The sequence below is a fragment of the Candidatus Marithrix sp. Canyon 246 genome (genome assembly GCF_001723685.1).
In the GTDB taxonomy this organism is placed as follows: Bacteria; Pseudomonadota; Gammaproteobacteria; order Beggiatoales; family Beggiatoaceae; genus Marithrix.
The window spans coordinates 203,083-228,240 of sequence record NZ_MCBX01000003.1 but is presented as its reverse complement, the minus strand read 5'-3'; the positions used below and the strand labels follow the sequence as shown (position 1 = coordinate 228,240).

31 protein-coding genes are annotated in these 25,158 nt (G+C 33.7%); 17 read left to right on the top strand and 14 right to left on the bottom strand.

The window, feature by feature from the left end; genetic code table 11:
* Positions 1-739 (top strand): hypothetical protein (locus BHU68_RS17115; protein WP_171900384.1); only part of this gene is annotated, 739 nt, incomplete at its 5' end.
* 53 nt (positions 740-792) lie between these two features.
* Here BHU68_RS17115 and BHU68_RS03645 read toward each other — a convergent pair.
* The 6 genes from BHU68_RS03645 to BHU68_RS03620 all read right to left on the bottom strand — a co-directional run bounded on the left by BHU68_RS03645 (position 793) and on the right by BHU68_RS03620 (position 6,180).
* Positions 793-2,526, bottom strand: coding sequence for a hypothetical protein (locus BHU68_RS03645; protein WP_069471988.1), 1,734 nt, complete (start codon positions 2,524-2,526; stop codon positions 793-795).
* 194 nt (positions 2,527-2,720) lie between these two features.
* Complete coding sequence (rfbA, locus tag BHU68_RS03640) at positions 2,721-3,584, bottom strand: glucose-1-phosphate thymidylyltransferase RfbA (protein WP_069471987.1); 864 nt, start codon at positions 3,582-3,584, stop codon at positions 2,721-2,723.
* Entirely contained in the window at positions 3,581-4,621 is a 1,041-nt protein-coding gene (rfbB, locus tag BHU68_RS03635; protein ID WP_069471995.1) for a dTDP-glucose 4,6-dehydratase, read from the bottom strand. Before rfbB ends, rfbA begins: the two co-directional genes overlap by 4 nt.
* 106 nt (positions 4,622-4,727) lie before the next feature.
* The gene (locus BHU68_RS03630; RefSeq protein WP_069471986.1) at positions 4,728-5,606 is read right to left on the bottom strand and encodes an OmpA family protein; all 879 of its coding nucleotides are present in this window, start codon (positions 5,604-5,606) and stop codon (positions 4,728-4,730) included.
* Positions 5,607-5,672: 66 nt separating this feature from the next.
* Entirely contained in the window at positions 5,673-5,927 is a 255-nt protein-coding gene (gene grxC, locus BHU68_RS03625; protein ID WP_069471985.1) for a glutaredoxin 3, read from the bottom strand.
* 58 nt (positions 5,928-5,985) lie between these two features.
* On the bottom strand, positions 5,986-6,180 hold the full coding sequence (locus BHU68_RS03620) for an Alvin_2107 family globule sulfur oxidation protein (RefSeq protein WP_069471984.1): 195 nt from the start codon (positions 6,178-6,180) through the stop codon (positions 5,986-5,988).
* Positions 6,181-6,276: 96 nt separating this feature from the next.
* Here BHU68_RS03620 and BHU68_RS03615 point away from each other — a divergent pair, with 96 nt between their 5' ends.
* Positions 6,277-6,732: a rhodanese-like domain-containing protein gene (locus BHU68_RS03615; protein ID WP_069471983.1), complete on the top strand. Its 456-nt coding sequence runs from the start codon at positions 6,277-6,279 to the stop codon at positions 6,730-6,732.
* A 13-nt stretch (positions 6,733-6,745) separates the two neighbouring features.
* Here the strand turns inward: BHU68_RS03615 and cca are convergent, their stop codons facing one another.
* Entirely contained in the window at positions 6,746-7,777 is a 1,032-nt protein-coding gene (cca, locus tag BHU68_RS03610) for a hypothetical protein (protein WP_069471982.1), read from the bottom strand.
* A 1-nt stretch (position 7,778) separates the two neighbouring features.
* On the opposite strand from cca, the gene BHU68_RS03605 reads away from it, so the two are divergent.
* The gene (locus BHU68_RS03605) at positions 7,779-9,053 is read left to right on the top strand and encodes an MFS transporter (RefSeq protein WP_069471981.1); all 1,275 of its coding nucleotides are present in this window, start codon (positions 7,779-7,781) and stop codon (positions 9,051-9,053) included.
* On the opposite strand, the gene BHU68_RS03600 is transcribed toward BHU68_RS03605, so the two are convergent.
* Positions 9,037-9,396, bottom strand: coding sequence for a response regulator (locus tag BHU68_RS03600; protein WP_069471980.1), 360 nt, complete (start codon positions 9,394-9,396; stop codon positions 9,037-9,039). The genes BHU68_RS03605 and BHU68_RS03600 overlap by 17 nt on opposite strands.
* 55 nt (positions 9,397-9,451) lie before the next feature.
* Positions 9,452-9,811, bottom strand: coding sequence for an Hpt domain-containing protein (locus tag BHU68_RS03595; protein WP_069471979.1), 360 nt, complete (start codon positions 9,809-9,811; stop codon positions 9,452-9,454).
* 150 nt (positions 9,812-9,961) lie between these two features.
* On the opposite strand from BHU68_RS03595, the gene aat reads away from it, so the two are divergent.
* Together aat and BHU68_RS03585 are read left to right on the top strand one after the other, a co-directional pair.
* Positions 9,962-10,669, top strand: a complete 708-nt coding sequence (gene aat, locus BHU68_RS03590; RefSeq protein WP_069471978.1) for a leucyl/phenylalanyl-tRNA--protein transferase — start codon at positions 9,962-9,964, stop codon at positions 10,667-10,669.
* The gene (locus BHU68_RS03585; RefSeq protein WP_069471977.1) at positions 10,659-11,345 is read left to right on the top strand and encodes an arginyltransferase; all 687 of its coding nucleotides are present in this window, start codon (positions 10,659-10,661) and stop codon (positions 11,343-11,345) included. Before aat ends, BHU68_RS03585 begins: the two co-directional genes overlap by 11 nt.
* Here the strand turns inward: BHU68_RS03585 and BHU68_RS03580 are convergent.
* Positions 11,334-12,617 carry an ATP-binding protein gene (locus BHU68_RS03580; protein ID WP_069471976.1) on the bottom strand — a complete coding sequence of 428 codons (1,284 nt, stop codon included), beginning with the start codon at positions 12,615-12,617 and terminating at the stop codon, positions 11,334-11,336. The two genes, BHU68_RS03585 and BHU68_RS03580, sit on opposite strands and share 12 nt — an antisense overlap.
* Before the next feature lie 2 nt (positions 12,618-12,619).
* Positions 12,620-13,345, bottom strand: coding sequence for a response regulator (locus BHU68_RS03575; protein WP_069471975.1), 726 nt, complete (start codon positions 13,343-13,345; stop codon positions 12,620-12,622).
* Positions 13,346-13,474: 129 nt separating this feature from the next.
* Here BHU68_RS03575 and BHU68_RS03570 point away from each other — a divergent pair, with 129 nt between their 5' ends.
* On the top strand, positions 13,475-14,449 hold the full coding sequence (locus tag BHU68_RS03570) for a DUF2202 domain-containing protein (protein ID WP_069471974.1): 975 nt from the start codon (positions 13,475-13,477) through the stop codon (positions 14,447-14,449).
* Between the two features lie 18 nt (positions 14,450-14,467).
* Positions 14,468-15,172 (top strand): DUF2202 domain-containing protein, encoded by a 705-nt coding sequence (locus BHU68_RS03565; protein ID WP_216092615.1) that lies wholly within the window; start codon positions 14,468-14,470, stop codon positions 15,170-15,172.
* Between the two features lie 32 nt (positions 15,173-15,204).
* On the opposite strand, the gene BHU68_RS03560 is transcribed toward BHU68_RS03565, so the two are convergent.
* Positions 15,205-16,017, bottom strand: a complete 813-nt coding sequence (locus tag BHU68_RS03560) for a PD-(D/E)XK nuclease family transposase (RefSeq protein ID WP_069471973.1) — start codon at positions 16,015-16,017, stop codon at positions 15,205-15,207.
* Between the two features lie 152 nt (positions 16,018-16,169).
* On the opposite strand from BHU68_RS03560, the gene BHU68_RS03555 reads away from it, so the two are divergent.
* Positions 16,170-16,586, top strand: coding sequence for an AAA family ATPase (locus BHU68_RS03555; RefSeq protein WP_069471972.1), 417 nt, complete (start codon positions 16,170-16,172; stop codon positions 16,584-16,586).
* Between the two features lie 256 nt (positions 16,587-16,842).
* Here the strand turns inward: BHU68_RS03555 and BHU68_RS03550 are convergent, their stop codons facing one another.
* Complete coding sequence (locus BHU68_RS03550; protein WP_069471971.1) at positions 16,843-18,411, bottom strand: ATP-dependent nuclease; 1,569 nt, start codon at positions 18,409-18,411, stop codon at positions 16,843-16,845.
* Between the two features lie 298 nt (positions 18,412-18,709).
* On the opposite strand from BHU68_RS03550, the gene BHU68_RS03545 reads away from it, so the two are divergent.
* The 7 genes from BHU68_RS03545 (at position 18,710) to modA (ending at position 23,672) form a co-directional block, all read left to right on the top strand.
* Complete coding sequence (locus tag BHU68_RS03545) at positions 18,710-19,888, top strand: LamG domain-containing protein (RefSeq protein WP_069472908.1); 1,179 nt, start codon at positions 18,710-18,712, stop codon at positions 19,886-19,888.
* A gap of 146 nt (positions 19,889-20,034) precedes the next feature.
* The gene (locus BHU68_RS03540; RefSeq protein WP_069471969.1) at positions 20,035-20,244 is read left to right on the top strand and encodes a hypothetical protein; all 210 of its coding nucleotides are present in this window, start codon (positions 20,035-20,037) and stop codon (positions 20,242-20,244) included.
* Positions 20,245-20,265: 21 nt separating this feature from the next.
* Positions 20,266-20,739 carry an AAA family ATPase gene (locus BHU68_RS03535; protein WP_069471968.1) on the top strand — a complete coding sequence of 158 codons (474 nt, stop codon included), beginning with the start codon at positions 20,266-20,268 and terminating at the stop codon, positions 20,737-20,739.
* Complete coding sequence (locus BHU68_RS03530; RefSeq protein ID WP_069471967.1) at positions 20,739-21,038, top strand: hypothetical protein; 300 nt, start codon at positions 20,739-20,741, stop codon at positions 21,036-21,038. Before BHU68_RS03535 ends, BHU68_RS03530 begins: the two co-directional genes overlap by 1 nt.
* A 377-nt stretch (positions 21,039-21,415) precedes the next feature.
* The gene (locus tag BHU68_RS17110; protein WP_171899602.1) at positions 21,416-21,577 is read left to right on the top strand and encodes a hypothetical protein; all 162 of its coding nucleotides are present in this window, start codon (positions 21,416-21,418) and stop codon (positions 21,575-21,577) included.
* 326 nt (positions 21,578-21,903) lie between these two features.
* On the top strand, positions 21,904-22,956 hold the full coding sequence (aroC, locus tag BHU68_RS03525; RefSeq protein ID WP_069471966.1) for a chorismate synthase: 1,053 nt from the start codon (positions 21,904-21,906) through the stop codon (positions 22,954-22,956).
* Positions 22,953-23,672: a molybdate ABC transporter substrate-binding protein gene (gene modA, locus BHU68_RS03520; protein ID WP_069471965.1), complete on the top strand. Its 720-nt coding sequence runs from the start codon at positions 22,953-22,955 to the stop codon at positions 23,670-23,672. The genes aroC and modA overlap by 4 nt, the downstream gene beginning before the upstream one ends.
* Here modA and BHU68_RS03515 read toward each other — a convergent pair.
* Complete coding sequence (locus BHU68_RS03515) at positions 23,654-24,067, bottom strand: protein YgfX (protein WP_069471964.1); 414 nt, start codon at positions 24,065-24,067, stop codon at positions 23,654-23,656. The genes modA and BHU68_RS03515 overlap by 19 nt on opposite strands.
* 24 nt (positions 24,068-24,091) lie before the next feature.
* On the opposite strand from BHU68_RS03515, the gene BHU68_RS03510 reads away from it, so the two are divergent.
* Both BHU68_RS03510 and hisH read left to right on the top strand, forming a co-directional pair.
* Entirely contained in the window at positions 24,092-24,535 is a 444-nt protein-coding gene (locus BHU68_RS03510; protein WP_069471963.1) for a hypothetical protein, read from the top strand.
* Between the two features lie 3 nt (positions 24,536-24,538).
* On the top strand, positions 24,539-25,150 hold the full coding sequence (gene hisH / locus BHU68_RS03505) for an imidazole glycerol phosphate synthase subunit HisH (RefSeq protein WP_069471962.1): 612 nt from the start codon (positions 24,539-24,541) through the stop codon (positions 25,148-25,150).
* The last annotated feature ends 8 nt before the right edge of the window (positions 25,151-25,158 follow it).

The following is a 25,158-nucleotide window of genomic DNA, read 5'->3' as shown; positions in this document are numbered from 1 at the left end:
AGAAAGCGTAGATTTATCTGCTGATCCAGTGCTAGGAGGAAAAGGTATTTTACCAGCAATTAATCGTCTACCAGACTTTGAGTCACCAGAATTAACAATTCTTCAACATGACAAAGGTTTTATCTATTTGGATATAGAAGGAATACGCTATGCTGTCAATCCAATGAAAGTAAAGCATTTATCAGAAGCAGAACGTTTGCAACTAGAATCTGGACAAACAGTACGCTTTAAAACTGATACACAAATAGACGTATTAGCTCCTCCAGCGGTACAAGATATGTCAACTTTTAAAGAAACTTTAATTAAAATTAATTTACCAGAAGTAAATATTAGTAATGATGGTAACATTAAAGTTCCAGTGACTGAAACAGTTTGGTATAGCGGCAGAGCAGATTTAGCCTCCAGAACAGTTGATAAAGATACACCAAACGGCTTTATTAGCAAAGAAGATGGCAATCTAGCTCTAATATTTGAAGATGAAAATGGAGAAAAACGAGAACAAATTTTCTACCCATCCCCAGCAGATATGTCAGCTTTAGGAAAATTTGACCTAAGTTCAAAAGGAATATTGGAAATTGAAATTGATGGTCAAAAATTTAAAGGTCGTTTAGACTATCAAGTGAAACAAGGAAAAGCAAGATCTGAAACAGTAAAAGTAACAGAAATCCCAGATAGCAATGATGTTATGATTACTTATCCTGATGGAGCAGAACAACGATTGTTTGTTTTGCCTGAATAATTAGTTGAACAAACCTGACAGGTTTTTAAAACCTGTCAGGTTTACTTCGCTAACTACAATTCCTCAATTCTCTCAGCCACCCCAATTCCATGCTTCAAACAAAAATCACCAGCCTCATCAGTAAAACCACCCAAAGATAAATAAGCCGCTAAAACAATAGCGTCAGGAAAAAGAGTTTTATAAACCTCAACCTTTTCTTGAAAATCTTCAAGCTGATTTAAACCAATTTTAGTCTTAGTTTTTTTAACTTCTACTAAAACAACTCTGCCACATGAAGATTCTGCAACAATATCAAGCTCCATGTTTTTGCCATCTTCACGCTGAATGTGAACTCTTTCTTTAACTTTTTGAATATTTAAAGCGGTATTATCTTTAACATTCTGAAAAAATTTAGATAGACTAAAACGTTTTTTATTTCTTAAAGCAGTAGCTAACAGATTTTCAGCCATTTTACCAGAAAAATAATTTAGCTTACCTTGTAGTTGTTTATTTTCCTTCTTTAATGCAGTAATTTTGTCATAAAATTCTTGCTTAAAATCAGGTTCAAATCCGTCTATTTCTTCTTCATAGCTTTTACGTAATATTAAGTTAAGAGTTCCATCTTCTAAACCTTTATATTTAATATTAGATACACCTCTATTAATTAAATCAGCTTCTTTTAAAACTATTAATTGTTTATGAATTTCATTAACTTCTAAATTCAATGTTAATTCTCGTTTCAAATCTTCGGGTGTAAAATATTTTTCATTATGTTTACTCAAAAACAATAAAATATTTTTAGCATTTTTATCATTAACTTCATTGACAGTATGATGAATATATTCTCCCCATGTTAAATACATTTCAGCATTTTCTTCTGAAAGTTCATAATCAACTGTATCTGCTACTCCTTTTGATATGGTTAAATTTTTATCTTCATAACTACTTATTATTACACAAGAAATAAAGAATGGATCAGCCATACACAATTTATTAATTTGCATAGCAGTGTCATTAGTAATAGGCTCATCATAAAATGAAGCATATTTATAGACTGCTTCTAAACCTTCGTCTTCGGTTAAATAAGGAGAAAAACGTATTTGACTTAGTCTTCCTGCTTCTAAATATTTACTGATAACTTTTAATAGCCAACCAGCATAAGAGCCAGTTACTAGCATTGGAGCAACTTTTGATTCAGCAAGAGAATGATAACTGCCAGCTAGAGTTTCAATTGCTGCTGTTTGATACTCTTGATCTGGATATATATATTTAGTAATATTTTGAAATTCATCTAAAATCACTAAAAATTTAGTATCAAGAACAGAAGCATAACGATGTGGTGCTTCACAAGCAGTTTTCCACATCAATTCATGACTACTTCCAAGTTCTTTATTTTCAATTAAAAAATCTACATCATTGACTAATGTTGTAATTGAATTACTTACACCAAATTCTTTGATTTGTTTCAAAGATAAATGATCTGTGACTAATTTTGGATTTCGAGTAATAAAGGAAATATACTGTGAAGCAAAAGCACAATAATAATCTATCGCTAAATTTGGATACCACATTTTATTTTCATCAAACTCAAAATAAAATGGTATCACAGCTCCATTTTCTGTCCATAATTGGTTGAAAATTCGTTGTACAAAGCTAGTTTTGCCGCTTTTCCTTCTGGCTATTATTACTCTGGATTTGGAGAGTCTTTTTGGTATGTTTTTTATCCATTTGCCGAAGTGTTTAAATTCCTTTTCTCGCCCAACTAGTAATTCTGGTTCGCCTATTTTTTCAGTTAAGGGGTATTGCATGATTTAGCTATTTCTTGTGAATAATTATTTGAATTATAACATAAGATTGGTTATATTATGTGTATTCATAATCATATGTAAAATTATTTATTTGATAATAGACTTTATTGGAAACTTTAATCTAACTCCAAAAGGAATATTGGATAATTAGTTGAACAAACCTGACAGGTTTTAAAAACCTGTCAGGTTTAATTCTAAGCTGACAAAGAATTCAAATACTTGCCATAATAATTTTTCATTAACGGCTGGGCTAATTGTTGTAATTGTTCGTTATTAATATAGCCTTTGCGCCAAGCGATTTCTTCTGGGCAGGCAATTTTTAGCCCCTGCCGTTTTTCAATGGTTTCTACAAATAATGAGGCTTCCATTAGTGCTTCATGAGTTCCTGTATCTAACCATGCCATGCCTCGCCCCATTTGTTCTACTGATAATCTGTTTTGTTCTAAATATACTTTGTTGACATCAGTTATTTCTAATTCTCCACGAGCTGATGGTTTTATATTTTTGGCAATATTAACCACTTCATTGTCATAAAAATATAGCCCAGTTACGGCATAATTAGATTTGGGTTTTTCTGGTTTTTCTTCTAAACTCAAAGCTTTACCTTCTGGATCAAATTCAACTACACCATAACGTTCTGGATCATGCACTCGATAAGCGAATACTGTCGCGCCGCTAGTTAATCCTGCCGCGTGTTGTACTTGTTTTTGTAAATTATGACCATAAAAAATGTTATCACCCAATACTAGAGAACAATTATCATTACCAATAAATGACTCTCCTATAATAAAGGCTTGTGCTAAACCGTCTGGTGATGCTTGTACTGCATAATTGATATTAATTCCCCATTGGCTACCATCAGCTAATAATTGCTCAAAACGTGGGGTATCTTGTGGAGTTGAAATTATCAGAATATCTTTAATATCCGCTAACATTAAAGTTGTTAATGGATAATATATCATTGGTTTATCGTAAACCGGTAATAATTGCTTAGAAACTACCTGAGTTACTGGGTGTAAACGTGTGCCTGAGCCACCTGCTAAAATAATTCCTTTCATGATAACACTCCTAAACGTTCGCCACGGTAACTACCATCTTGTACTCGTTGCCACCACTCGCGATTATCTAAATACCATTGCACGGTTTTAGCTAATCCAGTTTCAAAAGTTTCTTCTGGTTTCCAGCCTAAAGTTTGTTCAATCTTTGTAGCATCAATAGCATAACGTAAATCATGCCCGGGGCGATCTGTGACAAAATTGACTAATTCATAATGTGGTTTATGTGCTGAATTTGGTAACATTTGATCCAATAATGAGCATAAAGTTTCCACAACTTCTAAATTAGTCTTCTCATTATGCCCACCAATATTATAAGTTTCACCGATTTCACCTTGTTCTAATACTAAACATAAGGCACGAGCATGATCATCAACATAAAGCCAATCGCGTACATTGTCACCTTTACCATAGACTGGCAATGGTTTACCTTCTAAAGCATTGAGAATTATTAACGGCACTAGTTTTTCTGGAAACTGATATGGTCCATAATTATTGGAACAATTGGTAGTAACTACTGGTAAATCAAAGGTATGCAACCAAGCTCTAACTAAATGATCAGAAGCGGCTTTACTAGCTGAGTATGGTGAATTGGGTTGATAACAAGTCGATTCTGTAAATAAACCGGTTGCGCCTAAACTACCATAAACTTCATCTGTTGATACATGATGAAAACGAAACTGTGGTTTTTTCGCATAATAATGGCGCGATACATCTAATAAATTATAAGTACCAACAATATTGGTATTGATAAATTCTGCTGGTGCATCTATAGAACGATCTACATGTGATTCAGCGGCTAAGTGCATAACAGCATCAGGCTGAAAGCTGGTAAATACTTGTTCTAATGCTGGCTTATCACAAATATCCACTTGAGCAAAATGATAACGTGGATTATCTGACACAGGTGTTAAGGATTCAAGATTACCTGCATATGTGAGCTTATCCAGATTCATGACTGTGATATCGGTTTCGTTTATAAGGTGACGAATAACAGCAGAACCAATAAAGCCTGCACCACCGGTTACTATAAGTTTCAAATTTAAACCTCTTAAATTATTAATGAAGTAAATACTTACTTGCAAAAAAAATGCGATGTTCCTTTCGGAACACCGCATAATATTATCAATATAATTTATTAGTTACTTATTTTCTTTTATAAGTAATAATTTTAATTTCAACCCGACGGTTCTTAGCACGACCAACTTTAGTGTCATTAGAAGCTACAGGATTTCTTTCACCTTCACCCCATTGGGTAATATTTTCACCCGCAATACCACCATTATCCATCAAGTATTCAGCCACACTCATAGCACGTCTTTCTGATAAGCCCTGATTATAATCATCAGAACCTTTACTATCAGTATGACCAACTACTTCTAGCTTAACGAATGCTGGATTACTAATTTTTCTAACAAAATTATCCAATGTCATTCTAGCTTGTGGAGTTAAATCGGCTTTATTATAAGCAAAGTTTACATCACCGGTGAGTACGAATTTTTCTTCTTTCTCGACAATTTGACAACCTTTTTCGTCAACAGCCATACCAAATGGAGTATTTGGGCATTCATCTTTATAATCAGCTACGCCATCTTGATCAGTATCTAATGGGCAACCGCGTTCATCAACGCCTTTAGAGATTTCTTCAGGTGTATTATTTGGACAATCGTCACGATAGTCTGGTACACCGTCATTATCAGAATCTAATGGGCAACCCATTTTATCACCGTTTTGATATACACCTTTAGATATTTCTTCAGGCGTATTATCAGGGCATTTGTCTTCATTATCGCGTATGCCATCTCCATCTCTATCGGTAGAATCACCGCATTGTTCAAATAATTTAGCTGGAGTATTAGGAGTTTGAGGAGTAAGAACGCACTCATTTTCCCAAGTTGTCATAACAGGCTTATCATTTTGATTTTTCAACAGAAGATAATGACTGTCTTCATTTGTAGCCATTGCTGGTGTAGATAACAATGTTCCAGCGACTACCCCTAGTAGAATTTTATGAGTATCAAGCATATAGATATCCTTTACTGAATTAAACGTAAAAATTATGTCTCATTTTAGCAACACATCTGTAGAGAATCAAGCATTTAAAAGCGGCTCAAGTTCTCCATCCATATCAAGTTCGACTAAATCATCATAACCGCCAACATGTTTATCCCCAATAAAAATTTGAGGAACTGTACGTCGCCCAGTTAATTTAATCATTGCTCTTAATTCTGTTGGGTTATGATCAATCAGAATTTTTTTTACTTCTACACCTTTTCTATTTAACAAATTTTCTGCCCTAACGCAATAGGGACAAATTTGTGTGCTATACATACGCACAGTTTGCATATTTTTTACCTACTTTTATAAAGGCAATATATATATATATTGCCTTTATAAGGTTTATTTATTTAACCCATTGTTCAAAATTATCAGAATTATTATTTTCGCCATCAGCATATCCAGCTTCATAAGCATCATTCACACGTTGCTCTTCACGCATTGGATTATGCAAATAACCACCAACCCAGCCAAGTAAATAATCTTTATTTACTGACATTTGTTCCATTTTACTAACGTTATCATAATAACCTTGATCCATTTTAAAAAAGCTCCTCTAAGTAAATAAAAAGATATTATTATATATTAATTATTATTAACCAGTTTGAAAATTTAAACAACCCATTATTATTAATAGATGAAAACTTTCAATGAATTAATTAGTGATAGCTTACAGCATATTGAAGAAATTTTTCCTTGGGATTTAGAGGGAATATTAGAATCTAATAACATTCCATTATTGCTTGATATACGTGAGCCTGATGAATTTAAAGCCTTACATATCAAAGGTTCTTTTAATGTTCCTCGTGGTATTTTAGAGCAAAGTTGCGAATATGGTTATCATGAAACGGTAGCAAAACTGGTAAATGCACGAGATCAGGATGTTGTTGTGATTTGTCGTTCTGGTAATCGTAGCGTGTTAGCGGCTCATACCATGCAGTTGATGGGTTATAAGTCAGTAAAATCTTTAAAGACTGGTTTAAAAGGTTGGAATGATGCTGAATTAGCCTTACAAGATATACAAGAACAAACAGTCGATATTGATTACGCTGAACAAATATTAACGCCTCCAGTAGCAGCATTTCAGAAATGAAACCTGACAGGTTTTAAAAACCTGTCAGGTTTGGCTGTAATGTTTCTATTCGTCGCCGCTGCAATTCTTTGCTGATTGCTGCGCCTTGAAATCCATGAGCTAATACTGCTGCAACTTCTATCTTACTTACAATTTTAAAGGCATTACGCAGTGTGTCACAAGCTTCAGTTTCTGCCGCTATTAAAAATTGTTCAAATCGTTGTGGTCGTCGAAAAGCGTCTAGTTTTTGTAAGGTTTCTACTATGCTAGTAGCTGTAAATAATTTTGTACAATCATGACGTGCAACTAATATAGCTAAATCGCGATATTGACTAGGCACTTTGTATCGTTTGCACAACTGTTCTATTGATGTTACAGCTTTACACAGCACTGCAAATGTTATTTGAGTGTCATTGTATTGTTGTAAATGTAATGAATTATAATCAATTTCAGGAAAAATTCGGGCTAAAGCACCACAAGTTTGTAATACATCAAAAAACAATTGCAGTTGTGGTTCAGCTAATGCTCGTACCATTTCTTGCCATACCCGTTCTGGCACTAAGCTATCTACTTCAGAATTCTTAACCATTTGTTGCATTAAAGCTAAGGTTTCATCAGCGACACGAAAGTTAAACCTAGCAGCAAATCTGGCTACACGTAGAATTCGTACTGGATCTTCGACAAAGGCAGGTGAAACATGTCGTAAAATTCCAGCACGTAAATCTGCTAAACCATTAAAAGGGTCGGTTAATTTGCCTTCTGAATCTTCTGCCATAGCGTTAATAGTTAAATCGCGCCGACATAAATCATCTTCTAAACTAACATCAGGTGCTGCATAAACGGTAAAACCTGTATAACCTTTGCCAATTTTACGTTCTGTACGAGCTAAAGCGTATTCTTCATGAGTATTAGGATGTAAAAATACTGGAAAATCGCGCCCAACTGGGGTATATCCTTGTGATAATAATTCATCAACAGTAGCTCCAACTACTACCCAATCTGTATCTTTACTTGATATACTCAAGTATTTATCACGTACAGCACCACCAACTTTATATATTTTCATTATGAGTCAATTCCAGTTATTAAAAACTCGTCGTTTTTTGCCATTATTTATTACACAATTTTTAGGGGCATTTAATGATAATGTTTATAAAAATGCCCTAGTAATCTTAATTATATTTCAAGGTAGTAGCTTATATGGTATTGATACCAATATCATAGTGACGCTAAGTGCTGGAATTTTCATTCTGCCATATTTTTTATTTTCTGCTACAGCAGGGCAATTAGCTGATTGTTATGAAAAATCACAATTAATTAGGCGCGTTAAAATACTTGAAATTGTTATAATGTCTTTAGCCATTATAGCTTTTTATTATCAAAATATATTAATGTTAATTGTATTATTATTTTTAATGGGGACACAATCTACGCTATTTGGTCCATTGAAATATAGTATATTGCCTCAGCATTTAGCCACAGAAGAATTAACTGCTGCTAATGGTTTAATTAGTATGGGTACTTTTTTAGCAATTTTATTAGGTACAATTTTAGGTGGTATTTTAATATCTTTAACTAATGGAGCTTTAATAATTGGCTGTTTGGTAATAATACTGGCAATCTTAGGTTTTGTTAGCAGTCGTTATATTCCAACGGCAGTTTCGACAGAGAAAATAAAAATCAATTGGAATATAGCAACTGAAACTGTGAAAATAATGCGCTATGCTTTAGAAGATCGCAGTGTTTTTATTGCAATTATTGCGATTTCATGGTTTTGGTTTATAGGCGCGACTTATTTATCACAAGTACCTGCTTATAGTAAATATATTCTTGGCAGTAATAATGAAGTGGTGACTTTATTATTAACCATGTTTTCCGTTGGTATTGGATTAGGTTCTATGCTGTGTGCAAGACTGTCAAATGGTCGTATTGAACTGGGTTTAGTACCTGTAGGTGCGATAGGCATCATTATATTTTCTATTGATATTTACTTTTCTAGCTTACATTTCATCGCTTTATCACTACCAGAAGCGCAAATGAATGCAATACAATTTTTAGATATTGCAGGCAGTTGGCGAGTATTATTAGATTTAGTCTTAATCGGATTATTTGGAGGGTTTTATATTGTACCTTTAAATGCAATGGTGCAAAAACGCAGTCATCCAAATCGTCGCGCTAGAGTTATTGCGGCTAATAATATTTTAAATGCTTTATTTATGGTAATCTCAGCTTTAAGCACTGTTGCTGTATTACAGATAGGATTTACTATAGCAGATATTTTTTTAAGCTTAGGAATATTAACTGTAATTATTTCAGCTATTTTATTTAAATGGCTGAAATAAAAGTTAAAATTTTCTGTTCGGTGATTGGTTTCGCGATAAAAGTCACACCTAATGCTTTGGCTTTGTCGCGTACAATGTCTTGTACATTAGCGGTTAATAATCCAATTTTTAGGATTGGAAATCGGGCTAATAATTCAGTTGCTAGCATTAAACCATCGATGCCGGGCATATTAAGATCCAATATAGCGATATTAATTTGTCTATCTGTAAGTTTGCTTAGAGCATCCTTAGCGTTACTAGCCTCAATAATTTCGGTTTCTATGTCAGCACGTTCAATAATACCACGCACTAGCATTCGAGAAATTCGACTATCGTCTGTAAGTAATATAGTATGAGAATTCATGTTTATTTCCAATAGGGGCAATCCTGTTGTGGTTGCCCTTTAATTTGCTTATTGCTTATTCTCTTTCTTGTTCCAAAGCTTGTTTTAAGCGTTGAATTTCAGTATCTAAAGAATTAGCCATTATAACAGTTGCTGGTTTCATATCGCCTTTTTGCCCTAATGTTTCTAATTCTTTACATAATTCAACCATAGCAATTGCACCTAAATTAGCACAACTACCTCTAAATTTATGAGCGGCTAAATAAAGTGCATTACTATCTTCGGTAGTAATTGCGTCTTTCAATTCCTTTTCATAATTAGGCAATTCGCTTAAAAATAAATCAATTAACCAGACGATACCCCCAATATCTTGCATTTCTCTTCGTCTTTGTTCAAGTGTTGCGCTAGAAAGCACCTCATGATTATTATCAAGCATCTTCTTTTGCTTCTCCTGTTTTCAATTTGCTTATAAAACTTTTCTACTATTCATAGCTCGTGCCAATAACACTTAAATTTTATGCAACATAGGCTATAATATAGTAACAATTTTACGCTATATACAAAAAATTTACTTAACAATATTAATATGCGTCGCCCTTATTATATTCCTTTTAATGCACATCCAGATGACTTTCCACCATTAGAACAGGCTTTAGATGATCCAGATGGATTATTAGCTGTTGGAGGAAGCTTAAATATAAATCGTATTATTTGTGCTTATTTGCAAGGTATTTTTCCTTGGTATAACGATGATCAACCAATTTTATGGTGGGCACCTAGTCAACGATTGGTGTTATTTCCTGAAGTTTTAAAAATATCACGCAGCTTAGCTAAAACTATTAGGAAACAAAAGTTTAGTATTACTATGGATACTCATTTTGAGGATGTGATTGAGGCTTGTGCAGCACCACGCGATAATCAAAATGGCACATGGATTACTTCTGAAATGCAAGCTGCTTATTATAAATTACATCAACATCGCCTAGCTCATTCTGTAGAGGTTTGGTATGATGGGCGTTTAGTAGCTGGTTTATATGGTGTGGCTTTAGGTAAGGTTTTTTTTGGTGAGTCTATGTTTACTCGTATGACTGATGCTTCTAAAGTCGCCTTTGTTCATCTAGTTAAACAATTACAAATATGGGGTTATGAGTTGATTGATTGTCAGGTATATACTAAGCATTTAGAAAGTTTAGGTGCTGTAGAAATTCCACGCATAGAATTTGGTAATTTATTAGATTCTTTATGTAAACAACAAGGAAAAATAGGTAAATGGGAAATTGAAAATGTCTTTTAATTTATATGGAACACCACCGCATAAATGTAGTTATTTGCCGGATAAATTAGCTACAACTGTATTTGTTGATCCTAAAATGCCGAAAAACGTGAACTTGTATAATGATTTAGCTGAACAAGGATTTCGACGTAGCGGCAATGATTTATATATTCCGGCTTGTAAAAATTGTCAAGCTTGTATTTCGGTGCGTGTTCCAGTAACAGAATTTGTGGCTAATCGTCGTCAGCGGCGTATTTGGAAAAAGAATCAAGATTTAACCATTGTAGCGGCAACTTCTGTGTTTAAATCTGAACATTTTGAGTTATATTGTCGTTATTTGGCAGCGCGTCATCAAGGTGAGGGTATGGATAAACCAACACCTGAAGCTTATGTAGATTTTTTAACTAGTTCATGGTCAAAAACTATATTTTTTGAAATATACCTTGAAAAACAATTGATTGGAGTTGCGGTTGTTGATCGCCTACAAAATGGGCTGTCGGCAGTATATACTTTTTTTGATCCAGATTATCATTCACGCAGTTTAGGTGTTTATGCAGTGTTATGGGAAATAGAACACTGCAAACAGTTGGAATTGCAGTGGCTGTATTTGGGATATTGGATTGAGGATTGTAAAAAAATGCGCTATAAAAATGATTATCAGCCGCTTGAATATTATATTAATGATTCATGGCAATGACAAAATCGCTTCAAGCCCTCCATTAATACGATTACGTAAAATTATTTCTCCACCATGTGAGCGGGCAATGTTTCTTGCTATGCTTAATCCTAAGCCGGTTCCTCCGGTGCTACGACTGCGAGATGTTTCTAAGCGATAAAATGGTTCAAATACTGTTTCTAAAGCAGTTTCTGGAATGCCCGCACCTCGGTCTGCAATGGTAATTTGTAATTGCTCTGGTTGATTTTTGAGACTTACTGTTACTTGTTGTCCGTATTTATGGGCATTGTCAATTAGATTTACTAGGCAACGTTTGAGAGATAAGGGGCGTGCAGGATAGGGTTTTGGAGTATCGCCTTGAATTGTAAATGGTTTTGCCATTTCTTCATAATCGGCTTGTAAACTTTCCAATAATGCGCGAATATCTAAGCTTTGAACTTGTTCTGTGTTTTCTAAACCTCGCATAAAATCTAAAGTTGCTGTTGTCATGCTTTGCATATCGTCTAAGTCTCTTATAAAGCTATCACGCAGTTTGTTATCTTCTAATTGTTCAACTCGTAAACGTAAACGTGTAATTGGAGTTTTTAAATCATGAGAAACTGCAATTAGAATACGGGCGCGATCTTCTAAATAGCGACTTAATCGTGCTTGCATAGTGTTAAAAGCGTGAGCTGCGCGACGTACTTCTATAGGTCCATTTTCTGATAATGGCGGCTGATGAATATCTCTGCCTAAATGTTCAGCGGCTTCAGCTAAAATCGCTAATGGGCGTGTCAGCCATCGTACCGCTAATAAGGATAAAATAAGTACTGTGATTAACAATATAGCTAAAATGATTAATAATTTCCACGGAGGAGCTATTGTTGTTTTTATTGGATGAATATGTTTAAAGCCAATCCAACTGCCATCTTGTAATTGTATTTTTACCAGAAAAGGTGGATGAGCAGCTGGTTTTTCAAATTCAATCAGGCATAAGGATCGATCAATAGATTCTAAGAAATTTTCCACCACTGGCAAACAATCTTCAGGATTAGGAGCTGATAAATTTAAACTTACTCGTAATCGTAATGTATCAAATAATTTGACAAATTTTATTCTCTCTTTGCTTGCTAAAGAATCTAAAACTTGTAAGGTTCCAAAAATACGTTGACTTAAATGCTTCTGTTGAATTTTAGAAATTTGCTGTTGCCTAGCTTTGAAAAGAATAATGCTACTAAGCAATTGCGCTATTAATAGACCAATTAATAATACTATTACTAAGCGGCCAAATAAAGAAGATGGTAATAATTGCATAATTATTTTAAGTTTTGTACATCAGCGGCTAAAATATATCCAGCACCTCGCGCTGTTTGAATAAGACGTGGTTCTCTAGCATTTTCCCCTAAATGGCGACGTAAACGCCCCACCAATACATCAATACTACGATCAAAAGCTTGAGCTTCTCGCCCTTGACTTAGTTCTAATAATTGATCTCGTGTTAATACTCGCTTGGGATGTTCTAAAAATACTCGCAATAATCTAAATTCACCACCACTTAAAGGGATAACAACTTTTGCTGGTGATATTAAGTGACGAGTCGTTAAATCTAGTGTCCAATTTGCAAATACTAGTTGTGATACTGTTTCTATTTCATCGCGCCCGGGTAATGTTCTGCTACGACGTAATATTACCTTAATTCGCGCTAACAATTCGCGAGGATTAAATGGTTTAGCCAGATAATCATCTGCGCCCATTTCTAAGCCAATGATACGATCAGTTTCTTCTCCTAAAGCACTTAGAATGAGAATGGGTATATTCAAACGAGCGCGTAAGTTGCGGCATAGTTCTAAACCATCCTCTCCCGGTAACATTAAATCTAATACTATCAGATCTATATGTTTTTCATCAAGCATTCGCCATAAGGCTTTGCCATTATTTACTGTTGTGGCTCGTAAGCCGTTTTTTTCTAAATATTCTTGTAATAAATTACAAATTTCAGGGTCATCATCGAGAATGACAATGTGATCAAGTTGGTTTTTCATAAATTGTAAGCTAATGTAAACAAGCGGCGATTAGACAAATTTTCTAACAATAAAGGCTATTTCAGACATAAGCAGTTTACATTTTTTTGTTTTAATGATCGCCAATTAATAATATAAAGGAAAGTAATTATGAAAAGTTTAATAGCGATGATTTTAATCACTATGCCACTAATAAGCAACAGTGTTCCGCTTATAGATGTAAACACTGAAAATAAATTATCTGAAACTGAAATAGAGATGCTATCTTTTATGCGTGAAGAAGAAAAAATGGCTAGGGATGTTTATATTAGCCTTTATGATGCTTGGCAAATAAAAGTATTTCAGAATATTTCCAGAGCTGAACAACAACATATGGATCAAGTTAAATTTTTAATGGATAGTTATGGTTTATCTGATCCAGTGCAAGAACCAGTTGGTGTTTTTACTAATGCTGATATTCAAAAGTTATATGATAGTCTGGTAAAACGTGGTAAGACTTCAAAAATAGAAGCATTACGTGTAGGTGGTTTAGTCGAAGAAGTTGATATAAAAGATTTGCAACAAGCTCTAGCTGCAACTAATAATCCAGCATTACAAACTGTTTATACCAATTTAATGAATGGTTCTTATAATCATTTAAACGCTTTTGTACGTCAGATTGAATCTTTAGGTGAGACGTATAAAGCTCAGTATTTACTTCAATATGAAGTAGATTATATTCTGAATTATAATGTTGCTAATAATGCAAAATTCAAATCTTCACTTAACAATGGTGAGATTCTATCTCAAAACGATGAAGTAACTATTGCTGTGAATTTTGAAGCAGATACAAATCATATTGGACAAACTGCTGAATTGTTTATAATTGCAACTTGGACATCAATTGATAGCAAACAAAGTGTAATGTTAGTGCGTGATGAAGCTGGTAATTGGAAAATTTGGGATGGTAATTTTAATAACATTTCTGCTGCTCAAGCACCATTAGAATTAAGTAATCAAGTTCAAACACTTAATGTGTATAAAGGTAGTTTGCCAGCAGGTAGATATCAACTAGCAGTTGGTTATCGTTTATCAGATGGTACGATTATTTTCAATGGGCAAACTGTTGATTTTTCAGTAGAATAAATAAAAGGAAATAACATTATGAAACGCAATCATACAATAATTAGTCTTTCTGCTGCTATGGGTATAGCTTTAGCAGCACCTGCTTGTTCTGCACAAAATGGCTATGGCTTTAATGGGCAAGGTATGGGTTATGGTCAAGGTATGGGTAGAGGAGGCATGAGACATAATCCAGAGGAAGTATTAACTAAGTTCAAATATCAGGAATTAAGTAAAGAAGAAACAGAAAATCTGATTCATATGCGTGGTGAAGAGAAACTGGCTAGAGATGTTTATATAACTTTATATGAAACATGGTCACTTCGACCATTTAGTAATATTTCTAGCAGCGAACAAAGGCATATGGATGCTATTAAAGCTTTGCTTAAAAAATATAATATTGATGATCCTTATGTAGATGATACTGTTGGTGTTTTTGCTGATCCTCAATTTACTAGCCTTTATAATGATTTAGTTGCCAAAGGGCGTAACTCCTTAGTAGAAGCTCTAACTGTTGGAGCTATAATTGAAGATTTAGATATTTTTGATTTAGAACAAAGTTTAACTCAAACTGATAATGATGATATTACATATGTATTTCAAAATCTGAATAGAGGTTCAAGAAACCATTTACGAGCTTTTACTCGTTTATTGCGAAGAAATGGTGTAGATTATCAACCACGTTATATTGATGTGAATACTTATCAAAATATCATCAATTCTCCTAGAGAGAGATGTAATAGGTAATAAGAGAGGGCAACCATAAAGGATTGCCCCTACTATTTATTCTTGATCAAAATCTCATTTACTTGCTTTTTTGCTATCCCAGCAATTTCGGCAATCATTTTAATATCTAATCCCTTTTTATACATGCGTAATACTGTGTCATGTATATTTTGAGTGATACCTTCCTTTAAACCTTCTTTAAATCCTTCTTTTTTAATTTCTTCTTCACCATATTCATCAAACATTATCGCACGTTCTTCTGGAGTAACTTGATCTTTTTCAATTATTTTGAATACACGTTGAATTGCAGGCAAAGTATATTTTGATTCTTCAACTTCTTCATCTAAAGTATCCTCAATTGCTTCCATCCATTGATGATATTTGCTAGGTGTAAGTTCTTTATTAAGATATTTTGGACAAATGTAAATTATTTTATGGTCTATTTCACCAATAGGATTACCTTGTAAATCCTTTGGATCAAAATCTATGACACAAATATCCTTTTTATGTTTATCACCAGAAGTTAAAATAACTAGCGTAAATATTTTTAATTTCGGGCGATAATCTCTTGATTTTACGGTTTGTTCTAATAAAGCTGCGCAATGATAATGTAAAAATCTATGATAATGATCAGGATAACGAACATGTTGCATATCGACAATGACGCGATTTTTTTTATCTTGAGCATAAAGATCAAATTTTGCTGCAACATTACCAATAGCTGGTGTATAGGTTTTATCAGTTTCTACTGTATCAACCTCAAATTCTATATTTAAAAAATCACGAACAAAGGCATTAAAAACTTCTGGTACAGAAAAAGCCTTTTTAAAAATGACATCATAACGTAATGGTGCTACTTGTTTCATGGTATTGGTTTCCTTTTTGAAGTTGCATAGTTTAATCATATCATATATAATATAATGAGGCAAGTTATTATGCAAATTTAAACAATGTCAGGCAATAGCTGTTCTTTCTAAAAAATAAATTTTCTGACATCGGAATTTATCGCAATTGGTATTTGGGTCAAGGTTCAGCTCTAATAAAACATCAACATACTGATTTACCTGAACATCCTCTTGAGGAAGATGGTAGTAATCTTGGATTTGTCTTAAATAATTTACAATACCAATTGCCAAGTCAACCTATTCCTGCCCCTCGTTTATCTGATGGAACATTACATTATTTATTTTTAATGGCTCTATTGCTTGATCCTAATCCATATCCGCTATTGTGTATAGAAGAGCCAGAACTGGGTTTACATCCAGATATTTTACCGATTATTGCTGATATGTTAATTGATGCTTCGCAAAGAACACAATTAATTGTTACAACCCATTCTGATATTTTAATTTCAGCATTATCCCCAGAGAATGTGGTGATTTGTGAACGAGATGATGAAGGTAGCCACTTGCGTCGCCTTGATCCAGAATCATGAATATTGAAAGAGGTGGAAATACTAAAAACACCAAATTATTGATACATCAAGGATTTAGCAATTTTTTTCGCATTTAGCTGATCTTGATGATGATCAATGCGAAGTAAGCAGGGTGTTAGACCTGACAGGTTTTAAAAACCTGTCAGGTCTGATACGAAGTCTATCCAATATTTCATATTAAAGATATGACTAAAGCTGATAGTTGTAAATAATTTTGTAGCTTGGGCTGACGAAAAAAAGCCCAGCAATGCCACTTTTATCTATCTAAAACAAAACAATCCAATTTCTCTTGAATTTCAATATCTAATTCATCTGGTTTCGCTAATTCAGCTAGTTGATAATAATTACTTTTACTCATTAATGAAACTGGTTGTTTTAATTTAATAAAATATTTACGAAATATTTTATCTAAAAAGTCATCACTCATTTTAGTATCAAACCACCAACTTTCTGTTTTATCTTTTTTCGCAATTGGTGGCATATAATCATTTATTAAGCTTCTTATTAAACCAAGATCACCTTTTTGTTTTTCAATATATCTTTCGATTACCTCTGGAATTGGTAAATAATTTTCAATTTCGCGCCGCTGCCACATTATTTCTTTTAAATCTGTTGATTGTAATCTATTATTGATACGATCATACAGAGCGATTGCTTTTAAATCTGGAATTGCTTCTTTTAAACCATAAAAATGATTACGTGCATCTGATGTATTATTTGCTACATATTTGATAAAAGGATTGTTAGTTAAACAAGATAATGCTGGATGATTTAATACTTTTGCCCATGCTATTAACATTCGTAAATCAGTTGATCCTTCTAAATAAATTACTAATTTTGTTTGTGCCGCTAATAAATATTGTTCAAAACCTATACTAGTAAGGGCTTTCACTAGTTGTTTTTTATTATTGACTATATGAGGCGTTCCTAAAAATCCAACAATTGTATCAGTATCAGCGGCTTCATTTAAAATAGCTTCAGAATGAGTAGCAATAATCAATTGCGATTGTTGACTTTTTACTAAGCTGCTTAGACGATTATAAATATCTTTTTGTCGTAAAATTTCTAAATGAGAATCTGGTTCATCAACTAATAAAATAGTATTTTTGGTAAAATAAACATAAGCAAATAATAATAAAATTTGTTGAAAACCACGTCCTGCATTAGCTAAATCCATGCTATATTGCTTATTAAACTCTTTATAAGTTACAGTAAGCTGCCCTGTTAAATCATTAAATTCTGGTGGATCAAGTTGTATTTTAAATAATTGATAAATTAAGTCAGTTAATTGTTTCCATTTATCTTGTTGTTTTGCCACTAGCCAACATAAATTACGTAACACATCAGCAGTACGCCCTTCACCAATTCGCGCCCTAATAGAGCCAAATTCTAATTTATCTTCTTTAGCGGCTAATCCTGATAAGGGCGGCAAAAAACCAACTTGTTCTAATAGTTTAGATTGAGAAATATCTGAACTTGTTGGAATCATGCGATAATTGATGGATTCAGAATTGGCATAACTAAATTCAAATCCTAAACGCCATGTTTTAGCATCAGTAAAACCTTCTGCAACTATTTCTATAGTTTGATTTTCTACATCTAAATCTTTCCATAATTGCCTAACAGAAGGAACAGGTGCTGCATAAATATCATATCGGTTAAGAGTAGAAGACGCTTGGCGCAGGGCTAATTCCCATAAACTAATAGCCTGTAAAGCAGAAGTTTTACCAGAATTATTAGCACCGACAAAAACTACAGTGCGCCCTAATTCAAACTCAGCAAATTCTATTTTCTTGAAATTTTTTATGGTTATTTTGGTAATCATTTGTAATAATTATAACTTTTACAAGTATTTTTAGCATATAAGGTTTGTAATGAAGGGCTGATTCCCATCTTGCGTGCAACTTTAAGAGTATAAGCTAAAGCTGCGGTACCACCAACTGTTTTTTTTCCTTGCGAAGATATTTATATGAACCATAAAAATAAAAAATATAAAAAAACTCTCCAGCAAGCATTCTATATAAACATAAAGAAAAATTTTTTTCTATTGAAATCCATATTGATGGCCATTATATTTATAGCAAAGGCGGTCACACAATTTAACTTTTAAAGGAGAAACTTTCTTGAAAAAATATACATTTATAAATGCTATGGTTTTATCTGCTGCATTAAGCGGCAATGTTTGGGCTGATTTGAAAGATGGATTGGTTGCTTATTATCCGTTTAATGGTAATGCTGAGGATGAATCGGGGAATGGGAATGATGGAACGGTTAATGGCGCGACGCTGACTGAAGATCGGTTTGGGAATAAGGAAAGTGCTTATAGTTTTGATGGGGTAAACGACTACATTGAAATTAAGAATACGAAAATCATGAATCCCAATTACATCACTATAAGTGCATGGTATTTTTCCGACAAATCTTTTCAGGGTAACGGAAATAATGTAATCATTCATAAACCATATACGAGTCATGTTAATCCACATTATCAGTGGCATCTTGGAATATGTGGCGATCAATATTCATCTTGTAATGGACAGACTATATTTAGTGGATCGATTGCCACTTCAAATGGTAATGGTGTTGGACTAAATCATAAGACAAACAACTTTATTGGAATTTGGCATCATCTTGTTATGTCTTTTGATGATACTGGTATTAGATTTTATCTAAATGGTAAATTAAAAGAAATTAAAAGCTTTGATTCTAATTTTAGAATAGCATCATATGATACTAACATTTTTATTGGAAAACACGGAAATTTAAACAGGCAAAAAACAGATTATACACCAGGAATAATAGACGACATCCGCATTTACAACCGCGCCCTATCAGAATCCGAAATCCAACAACTTTATAAGGTTGAAGAGGAAGAACAAGAAAAACCGAAACCACCAAAAGAAATTTCATCAAAAGCCATTTACGATATAAAAACTAAAACACTATCTTTAAAAGGTGTTTTAGTTCCATTTTTAGATGGTTTTAGCCGTGAAGAAACTGGTGAAAAAGGAATTTTTAACGTTCAATTACAGGAAAAAATTAAAGATGCTTTTGAACTCATTCCTTGGAGTATAAATCTCTTAGCTATGTTTGAAGGAAAAGATACTAGCGGCTATATTAACTATGATCATGAAACAAGATCAGTTTATATTCCTTGTTTTAAAGTTGCTACAATTGCTGAAATAGGTGATGGAATTGAAGGAAAAGCTATATATTACAAAGATGTAACTATGAAGCAATGGAATGAAGCCTATCCAATATTTCATATTAAAGATATGACTAAAGCTGATAGTTGTAAATAAACCCTAGCCATTTGATCAGCGCGAAGTTAGACCTGACAGGTTTTAAAAACCTGTCAGGTCTGATACGAAGTCTATTGTTCTACTTTATTCCATCTCGACGCTGGTTTTTTGATATAATTTTTTTAAATTCATATTTGCTATATTTTATGTTAAAACAAATCAAACTAAGTAACTTCAGATCATTTAGTAACACTCAAGTGCTTAATTATATTTATATAGGCAGATTGAGGAATTGGATAACTAATAAAGGTGGATTTGATAATCTGGTTTATAATGGTATTCAGGAAAATGAATCTATAAGTTTACGTTTTTTCTTTGATGCCCAATCTTCAAATGTTTATGACTTATCACATTGAGCCACTGAAGAAGATTATATTGTGGATGCGGAAAAGTTTGGTTCTCCGAATTTTAAAGATTTTATTCTTGAATCCGAACCAAATAATCCTTCTCAAATAAAATTAAGATGGAGAGAGAAAAATAATCTAAAGAAGTTTAGTGCCTCACTTATATCTGATGGTACGATTAGATTTATCTGTTTATCTGCCCTGCTTTTGCAACCAACACCACCTAAAATGATAGTAATAGATGAACCAGAACTTGGGTTACATCCTCTGGCAATTAGTGTATTGGCAGAACTGATCAAAAAAGCATCTTGCCAAACTCAAATTATTTTATCTACACAATCGGTTACACTATTAAATCAATTTGAACCTGAAGATATTATGGTAGTTGATCGCACTCCATCTGGCAGTCAAATAAAGCGTTTGAATGAATTAGAATTAGAAGCTTGGCTGAATGAATATTCATTAGGGCAACTTTGGGAAAATAACTATCTTGGAGGGCGTTATTAGTGATAATTATCCTTTGTGAAGGGCAAACTGAAGAGAGATTTATTAAGGAAATTGTCGTACCAGCATATCCAATGCTTTATATTGTACCTAAAATAATCATGACTAAAGGTGGAACAAAAGGAGAATATATACAATTATTATCAAAATATGAATTAGCTGTTGGTCAAGCTATAGCTGGAGAACCACTATTACCAAATAAAGAACTTTTAGTTAATTTGGTTAAATTTTGTGAAGAATCATGGAAGCAATCTTTAGATCTTGTTGAAGCTGCTAAAAGTACACAATTGCGAACAAATTAAAATTGAACTTCCAGTTCCCCTGAAAGGGGATAACATACCAGCCTAGGGCAACGCCCTAGGAATGAGGTGTGATGTCACGCCCTTTCAGGGCTTAACATCACATAATCACAACATAATCCCAGGGCGTTGCCCCGGGCTGGTATGTTATCCCCTTTCAGGGGAGCGGGAAATTGATGATGTTCTAAGTGATTTTGCCCTTGCGAATATATTTATATGAACCATAAAAATAAAAAATATAAAAACACCCTGACCTTTTTCTCCAGCAAGCATTCTATATAAACATAAAGAAAAATTTTTTTCTATTGAAAACCATTTAATGGCGATTATATTTATAGCAAAGGCCGTCACACAATTTAACTCTTAAAAGACAAACTTTCTTGAAAAAATATACATTTATAAATGCTATGGTTTTATCTGCTGCATTAAGCGGCAATGTTTTGGCTGATTTGAATGATGGATTGGTTGCTTATTATCCGTTTAATGGTAATGCTGAGGATGAATCGGGGAATGGTTATAATGGTATTATAATAAAGATATGACTAAAGCTGATAGTTGTAAATAATTCAACAATGCCACTGCCATAAATTCTAAAATCCTGTAAATTCTGATTCAGACAAACAATATTATAAAAACTCTTCCATATGAGTACAGCGAATTACGTGGATAAACTAATAAATGTGATAAATCCGTTTATCCACACAATCGGTTACACTATTAAATCAATTTGAACCTGAAGCTATCAAAAAACAATAGATGGTATTCAAATTGCGAAAAGGTTGAATTTGCAACAAATGAAAACTACTAACAGCTTTGCTAGGTTGTTTGATAAATTAAACGAACAAAATTAATTATGGAAATTTAAAAAATGTCAGGTAATAGCTTCGGAAAATTATTCACTGTTACTACTTTTGGTGAAAGTCATGGTGCCGCTATCGGTGGAATTGTTGATGGTTGCCCTTCGGGTTTGGATTTAACTGCTGATGATTTGCAAGTTGATTTAGATCGTCGTAAACCGGGTACTTCGAGACATACTACTCAGCGGCGTGAGGATGATATTGTTAAAATCCTTTCTGGTACTTTTGAGGGTAAAACTACTGGTTGTCCAATTGGTTTATTAATCGAAAATACTGATCAACGTTCTAAAGATTATAGTAAAATCAAGGATCAATTCAGACCGGGTCATGCTGATTATACTTATCATAAAAAATATGGTATTCGGGATTATCGCGGTGGGGGAAGATCTTCTGCTCGTGAAACTGCGGTACGTGTTGCAGCAGGTTCTATAGCAAAAAAATATTTACAGGTTCATCATGGTTGTGAAATACGTGCTTATTTATCGCAATTAGGTCCAATTGTTCCAGAGAATTTCGATTGGGATCAGGTAAATAAGAATTCATTTTTTTGTCCAGACGCTAATAAAGTATCTGAATTAGAAGCTTATATGGATGCTTTGCGTAAGGAAGGTAATTCTGTTGGGGCGCGTGTTACTGTGGTTGCTAGTAATGTGCCGGTAGGTTTAGGAGAACCTGTTTTTGATCGTTTAGATGCTGAGATTGCTCATGCTCTTATGAGTATTAATGCTGTAAAAGGTGTTGAAATTGGGGATGGTTTTGCCAGTGTTGAGCAAAAAGGTACTGAACATAGGGATGAAATGACACCTGAAGGTTTTTTAAGTAATCATGCTGGTGGCATTTTGGGTGGAATTTCTACTGGGCAAGATATTATTGCTCATATCGCTTTAAAACCAACTTCTAGTTTGCGTATTCCGGGAAGGAGTATTGATATACATGGTAATCCAATTGAGGTAATTACCACTGGTCGCCATGATCCTTGTGTGGGTATTCGCGCTACTCCAATCGCAGAAGCAATGTTGGCAATTGTGTTGATGGATCATTTATTACGTAATATAAATCAATGAAAAATAAGTTTTTTTATCTTATTTTAATATTAAGCATAAATTCGGTTTCAGCCGATGTCTTACATGTTGCAGTAGCAGCAAATTTTATTAAGCCTATCAAAATATTGAAGCGTCAGTTTGAGGCTGAATCTGGGCATCGTGTTATGCTTAGTGTTGGCGCGACTGGGCAGTTGTATGCTCAAATTAAACATGGTGCGCCTTATGATGTCTTCTTAGCCGCTGATACTAAACGCCCTAAAATGTTGATTCGAGAAGCTGTGGCTGATAGTTTTTTTATTTATGCTATTGGTAAATTAGTTTTATGGAATCCACGGGGTGACAGTTTGAAGCTTTTAACAACTGGGAAATTTCGTCATTTGGCAATTGCTAAACCCAAATTAGCACCTTATGGTAAAGCGGCAAAACAAGCTTTGATCAAGTTAGGTTTGTGGCGTAAAGTTCAAGGAAAATTAGTGCAAGCACATAATATTGGGCAAAATTTTCAATTTATTGCTACTGGTAGTGCGGAATTGGGGTTTGTTGCTTTATCTCAGGTAGTACAACAAACTGGTTCATATTGGCAAGTACCTGATGATTTTTATAGACCAATAAAACAAGCTGGGGTTATACTGAAAAACGCTAAAAATAATAAGGCAGCACAAGCTTTTATGAGTTTCTTGGCTAGCCCTGCTATAAGTAAAAAGATTGTTGATTTTGGTTACATGCTGCGTAAATGAACTGTTAATTGGCGAAATATTCGCATGTCTAGGGCATCTGGAAAAATAATCATTGCTTTTTTTATATTACTGATTTTTATTATCACTAATTGTGGGCTATAATAGCTAGAGGCTATTTTTACTTCAATGCCAGATTTTAAGAATACCCTTAAACGATGTTCTTGTTCGTCATAACGTATAGTGCAGCCATATAAAGGATGTTTATTTACTAATAAATAATTATCTCTGCTATATTTTGTACTTGCTAAGATGATAATAGCTAAACATAGTTTTATAACTAATGTTAAGGCTAAAGGTATCAATAGTAATATTGCAGCTCCGTGTATTATTATTAATACTAATGCAAAGCGTTTAGAAAAACGTGGCTCAAGACATAATGGGGTGGTAAAATACATTAATTTAAACCAAAGGAATTAAGAGTGGATTCACCTATTGTTATCAGTTTATTAAATTCACCTATTGCTGTAGCAATAGTAGTTTTTGTAACTATATATTTATCATTTTTATTAATTCGTTTATTTGCAGATTTTTTTCTAGTTACCATTGCAATTGGTAGTGCTTTCTTAGTTTATCAAATATCTGATCCAGATTGGTATGCTATTTATATAGTGATATTAACAGAAACTCCTGTATTAAAAGGTATGTTTAGTAGCCCTTTACCTGTTCCCGCTGATCCTGCAACTATTTTATCTATAGTCAGTATAGTTACTATTTTAGCAATTATAATTTCTCTGCCCTTTTTGCCATTTTCCGCAACTTACCGTGTTCTATTGGGTATTGAATTACCAGCTTTTAAGCGAAAAGAAGGCAAAGTACGTCATTGGATTCGACAAGAAATCCGTAAATTTTTGAAAAATGAATAGTTTATGAAAACTGTAGCAGTAATTGATTATGGTATGAGCAATTTACGCTCTGTTAGTAAGGCTTTAGAACATGTAGCTGCAAATAATTGGCAGGTTCAAGTTAGTGATCAAGCAGATGTGATTTTGCAGGCTGATAAAGTTGTGTTTCCCGGGCAAGGCGCGATTGGTCAGTGTATGCACTTGCTTAAAGAAAGTCAATTGTTAGATGTAATTCAGCAATCTGTTGAAGAGAAACCGTTTTTAGGTATTTGTTTGGGTTTGCAAAGCTTATTAACGCGCAGTGAAGAAAACGGTGGTATTGCTGGATTTGATGTAATAAGTGGTACTGTAAGGCGTTTTGCAGATTCTCCAGAGTATAAAATACCTCATATGGGTTGGAATCAAGTTGCACAACAATCCCATCCTTTATGGAATGGTATTGCTGATAATAGCCGCTTTTATTTTGTACATAGTTATTATGTTGATTTGGTGGATGTAGTGGCTGGTACAACTGCTTATGGCGGGGTTAATTTTGCCTCAGCAGTGGCAAAAGATAATGTGTTTGCTGTGCAATTTCATCCCGAAAAAAGCCAAGATGTTGGCTTGAAATTGTTAGAAAATTTTTTAAATTGGTAACTTATGTT